Origin of the sequence: Trichlorobacter sp. (assembly GCF_030247655.1) — a bacterium.
Classification (GTDB): domain Bacteria; phylum Desulfobacterota; class Desulfuromonadia; order Geobacterales; family Pseudopelobacteraceae; genus Trichlorobacter.
In genome coordinates, this window is the sequence record NZ_JAOTRZ010000064.1 from 1 (window position 1) to 14252 (window position 14252).

The 14252-nt window shown below is 48.5% G+C and carries 25 protein-coding genes, 4 tRNA genes and 1 pseudogene; all 30 read left to right on the forward strand.

Going from position 1 to position 14252, the window contains the following annotated elements; genetic code table 11:
- The coding region (locus tag OEL57_RS07645) for an NAD(P)-dependent oxidoreductase (protein WP_300739261.1) at window positions 1-482 on the forward strand (482 nt) is incomplete at its 5' end.
- Between the two features lie 83 nt (window positions 483-565).
- Window positions 566-2164 carry a thiolase family protein gene (locus tag OEL57_RS07650; protein ID WP_300739264.1) on the forward strand — a complete coding sequence of 533 codons (1599 nt, stop codon included), beginning with the start codon at window positions 566-568 and terminating at the stop codon, window positions 2162-2164.
- Between the two features lie 96 nt (window positions 2165-2260).
- Entirely contained in the window at window positions 2261-3118 is an 858-nt protein-coding gene (locus OEL57_RS07655) for an RNA polymerase factor sigma-32 (protein ID WP_300739267.1), read from the forward strand.
- A 123-nt stretch (window positions 3119-3241) separates the two neighbouring features.
- A tRNA-Thr gene (locus OEL57_RS07660) sits at window positions 3242-3317 on the forward strand.
- A gap of 26 nt (window positions 3318-3343) precedes the next feature.
- A tRNA-Cys gene (locus OEL57_RS07665) sits at window positions 3344-3428 on the forward strand.
- Window positions 3429-3536: 108 nt separating this feature from the next.
- A tRNA-Gly gene (locus OEL57_RS07670) sits at window positions 3537-3613 on the forward strand.
- A gap of 21 nt (window positions 3614-3634) precedes the next feature.
- Window positions 3635-3710, forward strand: a tRNA-Thr gene (locus OEL57_RS07675).
- Window positions 3711-3802: 92 nt separating this feature from the next.
- A complete protein-coding gene (gene tuf / locus OEL57_RS07680) occupies window positions 3803-4993 on the forward strand; it encodes an elongation factor Tu (protein ID WP_300739270.1) in 1191 nt (396 codons plus the stop codon).
- 18 nt (window positions 4994-5011) lie between these two features.
- On the forward strand, window positions 5012-5320 hold the full coding sequence (rpsJ, locus tag OEL57_RS07685; RefSeq protein ID WP_012469411.1) for a 30S ribosomal protein S10: 309 nt from the start codon (window positions 5012-5014) through the stop codon (window positions 5318-5320).
- 27 nt (window positions 5321-5347) lie between these two features.
- The gene (rplC, locus tag OEL57_RS07690; RefSeq protein ID WP_300739283.1) at window positions 5348-5983 is read left to right on the forward strand and encodes a 50S ribosomal protein L3; all 636 of its coding nucleotides are present in this window, start codon (window positions 5348-5350) and stop codon (window positions 5981-5983) included.
- Window positions 5984-6002: 19 nt separating this feature from the next.
- Window positions 6003-6623: a 50S ribosomal protein L4 gene (gene rplD, locus OEL57_RS07695; protein WP_300739285.1), complete on the forward strand. Its 621-nt coding sequence runs from the start codon at window positions 6003-6005 to the stop codon at window positions 6621-6623.
- A complete protein-coding gene (rplW, locus tag OEL57_RS07700; RefSeq protein ID WP_012469414.1) occupies window positions 6623-6907 on the forward strand; it encodes a 50S ribosomal protein L23 in 285 nt (94 codons plus the stop codon). Before rplD ends, rplW begins: the two co-directional genes overlap by 1 nt.
- A gap of 32 nt (window positions 6908-6939) precedes the next feature.
- Window positions 6940-7764, forward strand: coding sequence for a 50S ribosomal protein L2 (rplB, locus tag OEL57_RS07705; RefSeq protein WP_300739288.1), 825 nt, complete (start codon window positions 6940-6942; stop codon window positions 7762-7764).
- 22 nt (window positions 7765-7786) lie between these two features.
- On the forward strand, window positions 7787-8065 hold the full coding sequence (gene rpsS, locus OEL57_RS07710) for a 30S ribosomal protein S19 (protein ID WP_078790136.1): 279 nt from the start codon (window positions 7787-7789) through the stop codon (window positions 8063-8065).
- Window positions 8066-8081: 16 nt separating this feature from the next.
- Window positions 8082-8423, forward strand: coding sequence for a 50S ribosomal protein L22 (gene rplV / locus OEL57_RS07715; protein ID WP_078790137.1), 342 nt, complete (start codon window positions 8082-8084; stop codon window positions 8421-8423).
- A 15-nt stretch (window positions 8424-8438) separates the two neighbouring features.
- Entirely contained in the window at window positions 8439-9071 is a 633-nt protein-coding gene (gene rpsC / locus OEL57_RS07720) for a 30S ribosomal protein S3 (protein WP_300739298.1), read from the forward strand.
- Window positions 9072-9089: 18 nt separating this feature from the next.
- Window positions 9090-9512 (forward strand): 50S ribosomal protein L16, encoded by a 423-nt coding sequence (gene rplP, locus OEL57_RS07725; protein WP_300739300.1) that lies wholly within the window; start codon window positions 9090-9092, stop codon window positions 9510-9512.
- Entirely contained in the window at window positions 9502-9690 is a 189-nt protein-coding gene (gene rpmC / locus OEL57_RS07730) for a 50S ribosomal protein L29 (protein WP_300739303.1), read from the forward strand. The genes rplP and rpmC overlap by 11 nt, the downstream gene beginning before the upstream one ends.
- Window positions 9691-9697: 7 nt before the next feature.
- The gene (gene rpsQ, locus OEL57_RS07735; RefSeq protein ID WP_012469421.1) at window positions 9698-9955 is read left to right on the forward strand and encodes a 30S ribosomal protein S17; all 258 of its coding nucleotides are present in this window, start codon (window positions 9698-9700) and stop codon (window positions 9953-9955) included.
- Between the two features lie 24 nt (window positions 9956-9979).
- Window positions 9980-10348: a 50S ribosomal protein L14 gene (gene rplN, locus OEL57_RS07740; RefSeq protein ID WP_012469422.1), complete on the forward strand. Its 369-nt coding sequence runs from the start codon at window positions 9980-9982 to the stop codon at window positions 10346-10348.
- A gap of 21 nt (window positions 10349-10369) precedes the next feature.
- Entirely contained in the window at window positions 10370-10696 is a 327-nt protein-coding gene (rplX, locus tag OEL57_RS07745) for a 50S ribosomal protein L24 (RefSeq protein ID WP_300739307.1), read from the forward strand.
- Between the two features lie 18 nt (window positions 10697-10714).
- Window positions 10715-11254 (forward strand): 50S ribosomal protein L5, encoded by a 540-nt coding sequence (rplE, locus tag OEL57_RS07750; RefSeq protein ID WP_300739309.1) that lies wholly within the window; start codon window positions 10715-10717, stop codon window positions 11252-11254.
- Between the two features lie 12 nt (window positions 11255-11266).
- Window positions 11267-11452, forward strand: coding sequence for a type Z 30S ribosomal protein S14 (locus OEL57_RS07755; RefSeq protein ID WP_078790142.1), 186 nt, complete (start codon window positions 11267-11269; stop codon window positions 11450-11452).
- 30 nt (window positions 11453-11482) lie between these two features.
- A complete protein-coding gene (gene rpsH / locus OEL57_RS07760) occupies window positions 11483-11881 on the forward strand; it encodes a 30S ribosomal protein S8 (RefSeq protein ID WP_078790143.1) in 399 nt (132 codons plus the stop codon).
- Between the two features lie 32 nt (window positions 11882-11913).
- Window positions 11914-12453, forward strand: a complete 540-nt coding sequence (gene rplF / locus OEL57_RS07765; protein WP_300739320.1) for a 50S ribosomal protein L6 — start codon at window positions 11914-11916, stop codon at window positions 12451-12453.
- A gap of 29 nt (window positions 12454-12482) precedes the next feature.
- Window positions 12483-12851 (forward strand): 50S ribosomal protein L18, encoded by a 369-nt coding sequence (rplR, locus tag OEL57_RS07770; RefSeq protein ID WP_300739324.1) that lies wholly within the window; start codon window positions 12483-12485, stop codon window positions 12849-12851.
- Between the two features lie 27 nt (window positions 12852-12878).
- Window positions 12879-13367: a 30S ribosomal protein S5 gene (gene rpsE, locus OEL57_RS07775; protein ID WP_078790146.1), complete on the forward strand. Its 489-nt coding sequence runs from the start codon at window positions 12879-12881 to the stop codon at window positions 13365-13367.
- A 36-nt stretch (window positions 13368-13403) separates the two neighbouring features.
- Window positions 13404-13580 (forward strand): 50S ribosomal protein L30, encoded by a 177-nt coding sequence (gene rpmD, locus OEL57_RS07780; RefSeq protein WP_300739328.1) that lies wholly within the window; start codon window positions 13404-13406, stop codon window positions 13578-13580.
- A gap of 15 nt (window positions 13581-13595) precedes the next feature.
- Complete coding sequence (gene rplO / locus OEL57_RS07785) at window positions 13596-14045, forward strand: 50S ribosomal protein L15 (RefSeq protein WP_300739331.1); 450 nt, start codon at window positions 13596-13598, stop codon at window positions 14043-14045.
- Window positions 14039-14252, forward strand: a pseudogene (locus tag OEL57_RS07790) (preprotein translocase subunit SecY); the annotation flags it as partial. The gene rplO and the pseudogene OEL57_RS07790, both read left to right, overlap by 7 nt.

A 14252-nucleotide genomic window follows, 5' to 3' on the forward strand; every position in this document is an offset into this window, starting at 1 on the left:
CCGCAAACGGTCTGTTGACCATTATAGTTGGTGGAGATCCGGCAATCATTGGTAAATGTCGTGAACCATTCAGTATCTTTGGTTTGAATACCATAACGGTTGGCGAGGTCGGTGACGCCACCAAGATGAAGTTTATTGTGAACATGGTGCAGGGTACCTTGGTTCAGGTGCTTGCCGAAGGTTTGGTTTTTGGTGAAAAGATGGGCTTCAGTGCCGACAAGATTTTGGAGGTGCTGGATACCCGTGGGGTTGCCTCGCCGATCTTCCATTTGAAGGGCCGTGCCATGTCCCGCAATGAATTCGCTCGCAGCCTGGCAATGAAATATGTGAATGATGGTATGCATCTGGTGTTGAATGCCGCTCGTCTGGTTGGATTGCATCTGCCTGCTGCCGAGGCGGCCAGTAAGATGTACGAAAAAGGAATTGAGGCGGGTTACGGTGAAGAGGACTTCTCAGCGGTTATTAAAGTCCTGAGAAAATAAAAATACATTTGTATCTGATCAAGGTTGACACAAAAGGCGTTCTTCGGAGCGCCTTTGGTGCTTAGGGGAGAGGAGGTTGTGTCATGGGAGTGGATTTTAGACCGCGTCCTGTGTATCTGGCCGCTTCATGGATGGGGCCGGTTGGACGTTACACGGGCAAAGACCGTGAAGAACTGACGTTTCTAGAGATGGCGGAACAGTGCGGGCAGGTTTTTACGGGAAGCCCGGTGCGTCGTCGGCATATTGATGCTGTTGTAGTGGGTAGTCAGAACCCTGCGGCGTTTTCCGGGGTAGATAATACTGCTGCAAAAATTGCCGGAATTCTGGGAATTTCAGGGGTTAAATCGGTATTGATCGATACGGCTTCTTCTTCCGGTGCCTCAGCATTTGAAAATGCCTACCTTGAAGTCGCTTCTGGGCGACATGATCACGTGCTGGCCATCGGTATTCAGAAAATGAGTGATGCCTCAACTCTGGAGGCAACCCGGATTATTGCCGGTGTTATTGATCGTAACGAGGCTGAGTACGGCTTGACCATGCCGGCCTGTGGTGCGCTGGTGGCGCGTTCACTTCAGCTGCGCCTGGGACTGTCCGATCTGGAGTGGTCGGCCTATTCAGCTCTTCTCTCCCAGCGCAGCCATCACTTTTCCAGCCAGAATCCTGATGCTCATCTGCGCCAGCCATTACCGGCTGAGGAGTACTTCAAGCAGGTAGATACCGGAGAAAATTACCGTTACTGGTCTCCGCTGCGCTATCATGACTACTGCCCCATGTCTGACGGTATGGCAGCTGTGATCCTCACCTCCCGTCCGCAGGATGTGCTGGTGGCAGGGCTTGGCAGTGCAACAGATATTCCTACCATTGCTGACCGCCACTATTTCCATTCCTTTCCTGCTACGGTAACGGCTGCAGGATATGCCTATGGTATGGCTGGTCTACGGGATGTCAGAACACTGGAAGGTGTGTTACATGTCAATATGCATGACCCTTTTAACGGCTTTGGACCGATTAATCTGGTTGATCTGGGAATAGTGAGCCGTAACCGGCTTTTTGATGCCTTACTTGACGACCAGCTGACCGGTCCAGATGGGCTTTTCCCTACTAATCTGACAGGAGGGTTGAAGGGCCGTGGTCATCCTCTGGGAGCAACCGGTATGATCCAGGTGGTTGAAAACCATCGTCTGATTCAGGAAGCCGGTTTTGAGGCCGGGCTTTCCCACTCCATTGGTGGCCCAATCAATAATAATGTGGTGATTTTGTTGGAGCGCAGTGAACATTATTATCAGCGTCCCCATGAACCGTACCGCCCCTGGGGACTGCCGTCATTAGGACGTCCGAAGCCCAAGCAGGTGACCATTGACGCCTTGTTGGCTGAGTCGGGAAGTTGTATCGGACAGTTTGTCTGCTCAACCACTCGATACCATCACAAAACAGGGGTGCCTGAGGTGATGCTGGTTGTTGTTGCCTGCCGGTTCCACGGAACAACCTATCGCTTTCTGTTCGGCCTCGATGGTAGCTATGCTGCTCACCTGACCGGTCTGTCGGCCGGAGATGAGTTGTCGCTTGAGCTTCAGGCAACCGGTATTACGCTGAACCGTTTGCCGGTGCGGCGTTTGTACCAGCGTACCTTGCAGGGGATGCGGGAGCTTGCCGAATCTGGCTGGCGGAGGCTGAAGGGATAAGTTGTTAAGGGGGGTTGCTTTTTGTCAGATGGGTTGTTATAGTTTTAGCAGTCTTTGGGTGTGAGTGCTAAAATATGGAAGTGAGGTAATCTGACAATGCATACCACCATTCCAGTTGCAACAGATAGCTTCTCCCGGTATTTGTCTGAAATACGGTCATTCCCGCTGCTGAATGAACAGGAAGAGCATCGCCTTGCAGTCCGGCTGTTTGAAGAAAATGATCTGAGTGCTGCGCAGGCTTTGATCACATCGAACTTACGCTTTGTTGTGAAAGTTGCTGCAGAGTACCGTAATTATGGCATGAAGATGCTTGACCTGATTCAGGAAGGTAATATCGGCCTGATGCTGGCGGTGCGAAAATTTAACCCCTATCGGGGATTTCGGTTGATTACCTATGCTGTCTGGTGGATCAGGGCGCAGATTCAAAGCTATATTGTCTCTTCATGGAGTCTGCTTAAAATCGGTACAACCCAGGCCCAGCGCAAACTTTTCTTTAAGCTTAAGCAGGCAAAAAACGCCATTCGCAGCATGACGGGGAGCGATGACGGGGATCTGCCCGCTACTGCTTTGTCGCTTGATGTGCGCGAGGCTGATGTTGAAGAGATGGAGCTACGGTTGATGGGCGAGGTCTCTTTGGATGCAGAACTGGCCCCTGGTGAGGGGGGCAGTTTGCTTGAAGAGTTGGTCGATGACCGTCCAAATCAGGAAAGCCAGCTTGGAGATCTGCAGGAACAGCAGGAGTTAAGGCAGATTGTAGCAGGCGCCGTCTCTCGCCTTGGCGAGAAAGAGCAGTTTGTTGTGAAAGAGCGTATTGTGGCAGATGATCCGATGACATTACAGGAAATAGCAGACCACTTTGCTATTTCCCGTGAGCGGGTTCGTCAGATAGAAGAAAATGCACTTAGGAAAATCAAGGCTTTTTTAGGTGGATCCTTGAATCCTCAGTTTGTATAAATCGCTGGTTAACGTCCTGTATTGTATAGGTGTCAGAGTTGCTAACGGAAAAATATCCAAAAAAAACTTGACAATCTATTTACTCTGCAGTAAAAGCACAAATTCCACGCTTTGCCGAAAATTGCTGGCGTAGCTCAATTGGTAGAGCAGCTGACTTGTAATCAGCAGGTTGCGGGTTCGAGTCCCATCGCCAGCTCCAGTCAAGTGAAACGTAGAATCATCCCTGGAGGGATTCCCGAGCGGCCAAAGGGAACAGACTGCAAATCTGTCGTCGTAGACTTCGGAGGTTCGAATCCTCCTCCCTCCACCATATTAGTCACCGGTCGAATCGGGTGGTGCCCAGACCCAGGAGGCAGATTTCTGTCGTATGAACTGGTTACGGGTTTGTCTGGTCGGCCAAAGCAGTGCATGCCGTTGTGCGGGAGTAGCTCAGTTGGCTAGAGCATCAGCCTTCCAAGCTGAGGGTCGCGGGTTCGAGTCCCGTTTCCCGCTCCAATCTCATGATATTCGTGAAATGCCCACATAGCTCAGGAGGTAGAGCACTTCCTTGGTAAGGAAGAGGTCTCCGGTTCGAGTCCGGATGTGGGCTCCATTTCTTTTAACGAATCCGTGTGGATGTAGGGAGCGAGTGCGCAAGCATTAACAAGATCAGGCAACCAATGTATAAACAGGAGGAACCAGTCGATGGCCAAGGCTAAATTTGAGCGTAATAAGACGCACGTAAACATCGGAACAATTGGTCACGTTGACCATGGTAAGACCACATTGACCGCAGCAATCACGAAAGTGCTTGCTGGTAAAGGTCAGGCCGAATACAAGGCGTTTGACCAGATTGACAACGCCCCTGAAGAGCGTGAGCGTGGTATTACCATTGCCACAGCCCACGTAGAATACGAAACCGACAAGCGTCACTATGCCCACGTTGACTGCCCGGGTCACGCTGACTATGTCAAGAACATGATCACCGGTGCAGCACAGATGGACGGTGCAATTCTGGTTGTATCGGCAGCAGACGGTCCAATGCCCCAGACCCGTGAGCACATCCTGCTTGCCCGTCAAGTTGGCGTCCCCTACATGGTTGTCTTCCTTAACAAGGCAGACATGGTAGACGATGCAGAACTGCTTGAACTGGTAGAACTGGAAATTCGTGAACTGCTCTCCAGCTATGACTTCCCTGGTGATGACATTCCAATCATCAAAGGTTCCGCTCTTAAAGCCCTTAACGGCGATAAAGACGAACTGGGTGAAGATTCTGTTAACGCCCTGATGGATGCAGTAGACGCATATATTCCGGACCCAGAGCGTGCTATTGACCGTCCGTTCTTGATGCCTGTAGAAGACGTCTTTTCTATCTCCGGTCGTGGAACTGTTGCCACCGGTCGTGTAGAGCGTGGCATCGTAAAGGTTGGCGAGGAAATCGAAATCGTCGGTATCAAGGCAACCGCCAAGACCACCGTAACCGGTGTAGAAATGTTCCGCAAGCTGCTTGATCAAGGTCAGGCTGGCGACAACATCGGCGCGCTGCTTCGTGGTGTAAAGCGTGAAGACATTGAGCGTGGCCAGGTACTTGCGAAGCCCGGCAGCATCACCCCGCACACCAAGTTCAAGGCAGAAGCCTATATCCTCACCAAAGAAGAAGGTGGTCGTCACACCCCATTCTTTAACGGCTACCGTCCCCAGTTTTACTTCCGTACCACCGACGTAACTGGTGTTGCAGAACTTCCGGCAGGCACTGAAATGGTAATGCCTGGTGACAACGTGGCTATGACTGTAAACCTGATCACTCCGATCGCCATGGACGAAGGCCTTCGCTTCGCCATCCGTGAAGGTGGTCGTACCGTAGGCGCCGGCGTCGTCAGCGCAATTATCGAGTAAAGATTAAGCGAGGAAGCGATGCAGAGCCAGAAGATCAGAATTCGCCTCAAGGCATATGACCATAAGTTGCTGGATGTATCCGTCGGTGAGATTGTTGAGACGGCAAAGCGTACCGGTGCTCGTGTAGCAGGGCCAATTCCGCTGCCAACAGTTATCAATAAGTACTGCGTGCTGCGTGGGCCACACGTTGACAAGAAGTCCCGTGACCAGTTTGAGATCAGAACCCATAAGCGTCTGATTGATATTCTTGACCCGACACAGCAGACTGTTGACGCGTTGATGAAATTGGACCTGTCCGCAGGCGTTGATGTTGAAATCAAGCTGTAGACATTATTGCCAGATAGGATGTCTGTTATGAATAAAGGGATTATCGGAAAAAAGCTGGGCATGACCCAGATCTTCCTGGAAGATGGTACCCGCGTTCCAGTGACGGTGGTACAAGCAGGCCCTTGTGTGGTGCTGCAGAAGAAGACAGCTGAAGTCGATGGCTACTCAGCCGTTCAGGTCGGTTTTGAAGCTGTTGTTGCTGCTAAGGCAAATTCAGCTGACCGTGGGCATTGCGTGAAGGCTGGAAAAGGTGTGTTTAGGCACCTGCGTGAGCTCAAACTCGAACAAGAGGCGGAACTGAATATCGGTGATGAACTTACTGTTCAGCAGTTTGAGCCCGGTGACCTGATTGATGTTACTGGTACCAGTATCGGTAAAGGCTTTCAGGGGGTTATCAAGCGTCATAACTTTAAGGGTGGCCGTGCCTCCCACGGTTCTCGCTTCCACCGTGCGCCTGGTTCCATCGGTTGTTCGGCAACCCCTTCGCGGGTTTTTAAGAATAAGAAGATGCCGGGTCAGATGGGGAATGAGCGCGTTACTGTACAGCGTCTCCAGGTGGTTCGTGTTGATGCAGATCAGAATCTAATCCTTATTAAAGGTGCGATTCCAGGTTCCAAGAACAATGTCGTTGTTATAAAAGACAGCGTCAAAGCCACCAAGTAATCAGACGGAGTAGTTACGTATGCCAACAATAGCTCTGTATAATATGAATCGTGAAAAAGTTGGGGAAGTTACCCTTGATGAGCAGATTTTTGCTGCTGAAGTTAAAGAGCCCCTGATTCATCAAGCCCTTAAGGTCCAACTGGCCAATCGCCGCGCAGGTACTGTTAAGACTAAGACCCGTGCTGAAGTTTCCGGTGGCGGTAGAAAGCCTTTTAAACAAAAAGGTACTGGTAATGCACGTCAAGGCTGTTCCCGCGCTCCCCAGTATCCTGGTGGTGGAACTGTTTTCGGTCCTCAGCCTAAAACCTATAACTTGGGTATTAACAAGAAAGCTCGTAAGGCAGCACTGCGATCATTGCTTTCTATGCAGCTCAAGAGTGAAAAAATTACTGTTCTTGATCAGCTTGAATTTGAAAAGATTTCAACAAAGGATTTTTCTGGATTTATGAAAAAATTCGATCTTGAGCGGTCTTTGATCATCACCGAGGAACCTTCGACGAACCTTTCACTTTCGTCAAGAAATGTTCCCTATGTTAAGTTGCTCAAGGCTGACGGTTTGAATGTATTTGATGTGCTTAAGTATCAAAACATTGTCATGACCGAGGGTGCTGTGCGACTCGTGGAAGGAGCGCTGCAGTAATGAATATCTATTCAATCATTAAAAAGCCACATGTTACTGAGAAAACATCACTCGGTACTGAGGCCGCAAACACCATCACGTTGGTGGTTGACCGAGATTCAAACAAAATTGAGATCAAGAAAGCTGTTGAGTCGCTCTTCAAGGTCAATGTTACTTCGGTACGCACCGTGAATGTGGCTGGTAAGGTAAAGCGCTTCGGTCGCAATTACGGGAAGCGTCAAAACTGGAAAAAGGCCTATATCACGCTGAAGGAAGGCCAGACCGTCGACTTCTTCGAAGTGTAACGGACTAATCATTACTGAATCGGGGTTCAGGTATGGCAATAAAGAGCTACAAGCCCACATCTGCTGGGCGCAGACATCAAACCTGTTCGACGTTTGAGGAGATTACCTCCACAACGCCGGAGAAGTCCCTGCTGGTCAAGATTAAAAAGACTGGTGGTCGTAACCACTTTGGCCGAGTAACTGCACGCCATCAAGGCGGTGGTCACAAGCAGAAGTATCGTATGATAGATTTTCGTCGTGACAAGCGCGGAATCCCTGCGAAGGTTGCAACGATTGAATATGATCCTAACCGTAGCGCTCGAATCGCTCTTCTTCACTATATTGATGGTGAGAAACGCTACATCCTTGCACCGGTTGATCTGAAAGTAGGAGATACCGTGCTGAGCGGCCCGGAAGCTGATATCAAGCCAGGTAACTGTTTACCTTTGCGCTCGATTCCCTTGGGTACGATTATTCACAATATCGAGCTGAAAATAGGTAAAGGCGCACAACTTGCCCGTAGTGCCGGTACTTTTGCACAGCTCATGTCTAAAGAGGGCAAGTATTCGCAGGTCAAGCTGCCTTCAGGTGAAGTTCGTCTGGTTCTTCAGGACTGCTATGCAACCATTGGTCAGGTTGGCAATATAGACCATGAAAATGTAAGTCTTGGTAAGGCAGGTCGATCACGCTGGTTGGGCAAGCGTCCAAAGGTACGTGGTGTTGCTATGAACCCGGTTGACCACCCACATGGTGGTGGTGAGGGTAGAACTTCTGGTGGTCGCCACCCGGTAACACCGTGGGGTATACCAACCAAGGGTTATAAGACTCGCACCAACAAGACGTCAGACCGCTTTATTGTTAAAAAACGCACGAAATAATCGAATGAGAGGCTAGCTCTATATGGCACGCTCGATAAAAAAAGGCCCTTTTATTGATGGGCATCTGATGAAAAAAGTTGAGACCGAAGGTCCTAACTCTAAAAAAATCATCAAGACCTGGTCACGCCGCTCTACTATTACTCCAGAATTCATTGGAGTGTCTCTGGCGGTACATAACGGCAAGAAATTTATCCCGGTATTTGTTACCGAGAACATGGTCGGTCATAAATTAGGTGAATTTTCGCCTACTAGGACCTTCCATGGCCATGCTGCCGATAAAAAGAGCAAGGTCAAGAAGTAATAAAGGAGTGATCTGAATGGAATCCAGTGCCAAATTAACATTAGCACGCCTGTCTCCGCGTAAGACGCGGACTGTCGCCGATCTGGTTCGGGGCAAGGGTATCCAGCAAGCCCTGAACACCCTGACTTTCTTGCCGAACCCGTCAGCACAGATCCTTCTCAAACTTCTGAAGTCGGCTGTCGCCAATGCCGAACAGAAGGGCGTGAATGATATAGACAAGCTTTTTGTAAAAACGATCTTTGTTGATGGCGGTGCAGTTCTTAAGCGTTTTGTTCCACGCGCAATGGGCCGTGCTAGCAAGATCCGCAAGCCGACAAGCCACATTTCAGTGGTTTTGTCTGACACGAAAACGAGATAGGCCGGAGGTGCAGTCTTGGGACAGAAAGTAAATCCGATAGGTTTCAGACTTGGCGTCATCAAGACCTGGGACTCAAAGTGGTACGCTGAGGCTGATTATGCCAAGAATCTCCACGAGGACCTGAAGATACGCAAGTTTTTGAAAAAACGTCTGTATAGTGCAGGTATCTCAAAGATTGAAATTGAGCGTGCTGCAAACAAGACTAAGATCAATATTCATGCTGCACGTCCAGGCCTGATTATTGGTAAGAAGGGCGCTGAAGTTGAGCTGCTCAAAAAAGATCTGGCCTCTATTACCTCAAAGGAAGTTTTTATTAATATCAACGAGGTTCGTAAGCCAGAGCTTGATGCTCAACTTGTAGCAGAAAATGTGGCATTACAGCTTGAGCGACGGATAGCATTTCGTCGCGCAATGAAGAAGAGTGTAACCTCTTCGCTCAAGTTTGGTGCTAAAGGTATTCGTATCACCTGTTCAGGTCGTTTGGGTGGTGCCGAAATGTCACGTACCGAGTGGTATCGTGAAGGCAGGGTACCGCTGCATACCTTGCGTGCTGATATCGATTACGGATTTGCCGAGGCCATGACCACCTATGGTATCATTGGGGTAAAGGTCCTGATCTTCAAGGGTGAAGTCCTGCCAGGACAATAAGTTTCAGGAGCAAGTCACATGTTAATGCCGAAAAGGGTTAAGCATAGAAAGCAGATGAAAGGGCGGATGACAGGCGCTGCCTGCCGCCAGATCGAGATCTCATACGGTGAGTTTGCTTTGCAGGCCACTGAATGTGGTTGGGTTGACTCACGTCAGATTGAAGCTGCACGTATTGCCATGACCCGTTATATCAAACGGGGCGGTAAAATCTGGATTCGTATGTTTCCTGATAAGCCGTTGACAGCAAAGCCTGCTGAAACCCGGATGGGTAAAGGTAAAGGTTCACCTGATTCATGGGTTTGTGTGGTAAAGCCCGGCATGGTGCTGTATGAGATGGAAGGGGTTACTGAAGAAATCGCACGCGAGGCCTTCAGGTTGGCAGCTCATAAGTTGCCTATATCCACCAAGTTCATTACCAGAGGTACCCAAAATGAAGGCTAATGATATTCGTAAAATGGCTGAGGCTGAATTGAAGCAGAAGCGTCAAGAATTAACGCAGGAGCTCTTCAACCTTAAGTTTCAACTGAACACAGGGCGCCTTGAGAATACTGGAAAGCTTGGCGCGATCCGTAAAGATATCGCACGGATCAATACCATCCTTACAGAAAGCAGGGGTTAGGACTGTCATGGGTGAGCTTGGACACAGACGTACTCAGACCGGCGTTGTAGTAAGTGACAAAATGGAAAAGACAGTTGTTGTTAGAGTCGATCGCCTTGTAAAACATCCGCTTTATAATAAATATATCAAGCGGAGTGTTAAATATAAGGTTCATGATGAGAAGAACAGCTGTAAGGCAGGGGACAAGGTGCAGATTGTTGAGTGCCGTCCATTAAGCAAAGACAAACGCTGGGCCCTGCGCCAGATTCTTGAGAGCGCTGCGTAGCAGCCCCCCAGAGAGGATACGAGCATGATTCAGATGCAAACTATACTTGACGTAGCCGATAACTCTGGTGCAAAGAAACTATTTTGCATCAAGGTACTTGGCGGGTCTAAGCGTAAATATGCAGGAGTTGGTGACATTGTCGTCTGCTCAGTGCGTGAAGCGCTACCGAATTCCAAGGTAAAAAAAGGTGATGTGGTCAAAGCGGTAATTGTCCGTACCGCCAAAGAACTTGGACGCCCTGATGGTTCCTACATACGTTTTGATAACAACTCAGGTGTTGTCATAAACAATGCAAAGGAGCCAGTAGGTACCCGTATCTTTGGTCCTGTTGCTCGGGAACTACGGGCCAAGAAGTTTATGAAGATCATCTCCCTTGCACCGGAAGTACTTTAACGCATAATTGGAGAAACACTGATGCAAACGAAAAAATATCACGTAGCCAAAGGTGATACGGTAATGGTCATAGCCGGTAAAGAAAAGGCAAAGACCGGTAAAGTGCTGCAGGTACTCCCTAAAAAGGACGCCGTTATCGTAGAAGGCCTTAATATGGTGAAGCGTCATGTACGTGCCCGCGGTAATGAGCCTGGTGGCATTACTGAAAAAGAAGCTGCTCTGCATGTGTCCAATGTACAGCTCTACTGTACCAAGTGTGTCAAGCCCGTTCGTACCAAAGTTACGGTACTTGAAAACGGTGATAAACAACGCACCTGCATCAAGTGTGACAGCTCTCTGGAGAATTAATCAGGAGGAATCCAGGCCATGGCCAGATTAAAAGAAGTATATCAGAATGAAGTAGTGCAAAAACTGCGCACTGAGTTCAATTATAAAAATATTATGGAAGTCCCCAAAATTGAGAAGGTTGTTATCAATATGGGGCTGGGCGAAGCGATCCAGAATGTTAAAATTCTTGATTCAGCTGTAGCTGAGGTAGGGAAGATTACTGGTCAGAAGGCTGTAATTACCAAGGCAAAAAAATCGATAGCCAGTTTTAAGCTGCGTGAAGGTATGCCAATCGGTTGTATGGTAACTCTGCGCCGTGATCGTATGTATGAATTTCTTGATCGCCTGATGAACGTTTCACTCGCTCGGGTTCGTGACTTCAAAGGTGTTTCAGGTAAGGCTTTTGATGGGCAGGGTAATTATACGCTGGGGATTAAAGAACAGCTGATATTCCCTGAAATCAACTATGATGAAATTGACAAAATCAAGGGGTTGAACGTTACTATTGTGACTTCAGCTAAAAATGATGAAGAAGGCAAGGCCCTGCTTAAGCATATGGGCATGCCGTTCAGGAACTAGTGGGAGGTTTCCGTGGCAAAAGTCTCGATGATCAACAAGTCGCAGCGCACGCCTAAGTTCAAGGTTCGTCAGCATAACCGCTGCCCGGTCTGCGGACGTCCCAAGGCTTATTATCGCAAGTTTCAGATGTGCCGTATCTGCCTGCGTAAATATGCTTCCGCCGGACAGATTCCCGGCGTTATCAAGTCCAGCTGGTAATGCTGCATAACCTCAGAGGAGTGCGTCTCGATGTCAATGACTGATCCTATCGCCGATATGCTGACCAGAATTCGTAATGCGAATATGGTTAAGCTTCAAAAGGTCGATATCCCTTCTTCAAATGTCAAGGTGAATATCGCCCAGGTGTTGAAGCAAGAAGGGTACATCAAAAATTATAAGGTTATCGCTGATAATCGTCAGGGAGTCCTGCGGGTCTATCTGAAGTTCATCGACGAAAAAGATCCCGTGATCAATGAGATTACCCGGATTAGTAAGCCAGGTAGCCGGACCTATGTTGACTCTGAGTCAATTCCTACCATCAAAAATGGTTTAGGTATTGCAATTTTGTCAACCTCAAAGGGCATCATGACTGATGTATCAGCCCGTCAGGCCGGTATCGGTGGCGAGCTGCTCTGCACTGTCTGGTAAGTAGTCAGTCCCAGTTCTAAAGGAGTCACACAATGTCACGAATCGGGAAATTGCCGATTGAAGTTCCTAAAGGGGTCGCAGTGACCTTTGCTGATTCAGTCCTGACCATCAAAGGTCCCAAGGGTGAGTTGTCCCGTACGATTATGTCAGAAGTTTCCGTTGCTGTTGAAGACGGTAAAATCTGTGTTAATCGCCCTGACGATGCTATTAAGTCTCGTTCAGCTCATGGCCTTACCCGGACTTTGGTAAACAACATGGTTGTCGGTGTGACTACTGGCTACCAGACTGATCTCGAGATCAACGGTGTTGGTTATCGTGCTGAAGTTAAAGGATCTGAATTGGTGCTGAGTCTTGGCTATTCTCATCCAGTTGTCTTTCCGCTTCCGACCGGTATTACTGTTGAAGTTGATAAAATGACAAAGCTGGCTGTTAAAGGCATTGATAAGGAACTGGTTGGTCAAACTGCTGCCAAAATACGTTCCTTCCGTGGTCCTGAACCTTATAAAGGCAAAGGTATCAAATATGCCACTGAGACCATTCTTCGTAAGGCTGGTAAGACTGGTAAAAAATAGGAACCTGTAACAGGGTAAGGAGCAGATCCGTGGGAAAGACATCACAAAAAACTATTACGCGCCTCAAGCGCCAGGTTAGAGTACGCAAAAAAGTTACTGGTACTGCTGAACGACCACGTTTAAATGTTTTTAGAAGCGCAAATCATATTTATGCACAACTTATTGATGATGTGCGGGGTGTGACATTGGGTGCTGCATCAACCTGTTCCGAAGGTGTTGCTCAATCTGGTGTTCATACAGGAAATAAATCTTCAGCAGCAGCTGTTGGTGCTGCAATTGCAAAGGTTGCCTTGCAAAAAGATATTCGCTCCGTCGTGTTTGACCGCAACGGATTTCTTTATCATGGCCGTATACAGGCTCTTGCAGATGCGGCTCGGGAAGCCGGTCTTGATTTCTAAGTTTTCACTCTCCCAGGGAGGTTTGTAGTGAGCAGGATTAACGCAAACGATTTAAACCTGACAGACAGGGTTGTACACATCAGCCGTGTTGCAAAGGTTGTAAAGGGTGGCCGTCGCTTTAGTTTCTCTGCACTTGTCGTCGTTGGTGATGCCAGTGGGCATGTCGGCTATGGACTTGGCAAAGCAAATGAAGTGCCTGAAGCGATCCGTAAGGGTGTAGAGCAGGCTAAAAAGAACTTGATTAAAGTTCCGGTTAATCAAAACCAGTCCATTCCGTATGAAATTATTGGGCGATTCGGAGCTGGTCGGATTCTTATGAAGCCAGCTTCGCCAGGTACAGGCGTTATTGCAGGTGGCGCTTCCCGTGCGATTTTTGAAGCTGCCGGAATTAGCAATATTCTTTCCAAGTGCCTCGGGTCAAATAACCCACACAATGTCGTTAAGGCTGCTTTTGAAGGTCTGCGTCTGCTTAAGACCCCTGAAGAGCTTATAGCACGTCGTGGTCTGGCTGAATAAACAGACGTAAGACTCCCTGACGAAGGAATTGATACCATGAGTAACATGCTGGAAATAACCCTGGTTAAAAGTACTATTGGTGCTACGGAGAAGCAGTGTGCGGTTGTACGTGGCCTTGGTCTGCGTCGCCTGCACCAGACGGTTTCCTTGCAGGATACTCCTGAAACACGCGGGATGATCAACAAGATAAACCATATGTTGAAGGTTAAGTAAAGGATGGAGACCTCCATGGAACTGAACAGCTTACGCCCCGCTCTGGGGTCTACTAAAAATAGAAAACGTATCGGACGTGGCATTGGCTCTGGTCACGGTAAGACTGCAACTAAAGGTCATAAAGGCCAGAAGGCCCGTTCCGGCGGTAGCATTAAGCCTGGTTTTGAAGGCGGACAGATGCCCCTTCAACGTCGTTTACCTAAACGTGGTTTTCGGCCGCTTGATCGGAATGAGTATGTTTTAATTAATCTTCAACAACTGGATGTTTTTGAAGCAGGTAGTTGCGTTGATCGCGAAGCCATGAACGCTAAAGGTCTGCTTAAAAAATCAAATCTTCCAGTTAAGGTTCTTGCTAATGGAGATATTACTAAGGCCTTGACCATAAAAGCGGATAAATTTAGTAAGTCAGCAATTGAAAAAATCCAAGCAGTTGGTGGTAAAATTGAGGGTGCCAGCGCGTGCTAGAAGCATTCCAGAACATCTTCCGTATTCCAGAACTTAAGAAGCGGGTGCTGTTCACGCTGGGTATGTTGGCAGTCTATCGGGTCGGGTGTCACATACCGACACCTGGTATTGACTCAGTAGCCCTGTCTCATTTTTTTAAACAGGCTCAAGGAACTCTCCTGGGCCTGTTTGATATGTTTTCCGGTGGTGCGCTAGAGAGAATGTCTC

Coding starts and splice junctions, on each gene's coding strand:
- OEL57_RS07650 (WP_300739264.1), top strand. CDS start 566: ATGGGAGTGGATTTTAGACCGCGTCCTGTGTATCTGGCCGCTTCATGG.
- OEL57_RS07655 (WP_300739267.1), top strand. CDS start 2,261: ATGCATACCACCATTCCAGTTGCAACAGATAGCTTCTCCCGGTATTTG.
- tuf (WP_300739270.1), top strand. CDS start 3,803: ATGGCCAAGGCTAAATTTGAGCGTAATAAGACGCACGTAAACATCGGA.
- rpsJ (WP_012469411.1), top strand. CDS start 5,012: ATGCAGAGCCAGAAGATCAGAATTCGCCTCAAGGCATATGACCATAAG.
- rplC (WP_300739283.1), top strand. CDS start 5,348: ATGAATAAAGGGATTATCGGAAAAAAGCTGGGCATGACCCAGATCTTC.
- rplD (WP_300739285.1), top strand. CDS start 6,003: ATGCCAACAATAGCTCTGTATAATATGAATCGTGAAAAAGTTGGGGAA.
- rplW (WP_012469414.1), top strand. CDS start 6,623: ATGAATATCTATTCAATCATTAAAAAGCCACATGTTACTGAGAAAACA.
- rplB (WP_300739288.1), top strand. CDS start 6,940: ATGGCAATAAAGAGCTACAAGCCCACATCTGCTGGGCGCAGACATCAA.
- rpsS (WP_078790136.1), top strand. CDS start 7,787: ATGGCACGCTCGATAAAAAAAGGCCCTTTTATTGATGGGCATCTGATG.
- rplV (WP_078790137.1), top strand. CDS start 8,082: ATGGAATCCAGTGCCAAATTAACATTAGCACGCCTGTCTCCGCGTAAG.
- rplP (WP_300739300.1), top strand. CDS start 9,090: ATGTTAATGCCGAAAAGGGTTAAGCATAGAAAGCAGATGAAAGGGCGG.
- rpmC (WP_300739303.1), top strand. CDS start 9,502: ATGAAGGCTAATGATATTCGTAAAATGGCTGAGGCTGAATTGAAGCAG.
- rpsQ (WP_012469421.1), top strand. CDS start 9,698: ATGGGTGAGCTTGGACACAGACGTACTCAGACCGGCGTTGTAGTAAGT.
- rplN (WP_012469422.1), top strand. CDS start 9,980: ATGATTCAGATGCAAACTATACTTGACGTAGCCGATAACTCTGGTGCA.
- rplX (WP_300739307.1), top strand. CDS start 10,370: ATGCAAACGAAAAAATATCACGTAGCCAAAGGTGATACGGTAATGGTC.
- rplE (WP_300739309.1), top strand. CDS start 10,715: ATGGCCAGATTAAAAGAAGTATATCAGAATGAAGTAGTGCAAAAACTG.
- rpsH (WP_078790143.1), top strand. CDS start 11,483: ATGTCAATGACTGATCCTATCGCCGATATGCTGACCAGAATTCGTAAT.
- rplF (WP_300739320.1), top strand. CDS start 11,914: ATGTCACGAATCGGGAAATTGCCGATTGAAGTTCCTAAAGGGGTCGCA.
- rpmD (WP_300739328.1), top strand. CDS start 13,404: ATGAGTAACATGCTGGAAATAACCCTGGTTAAAAGTACTATTGGTGCT.
- rplO (WP_300739331.1), top strand. CDS start 13,596: ATGGAACTGAACAGCTTACGCCCCGCTCTGGGGTCTACTAAAAATAGA.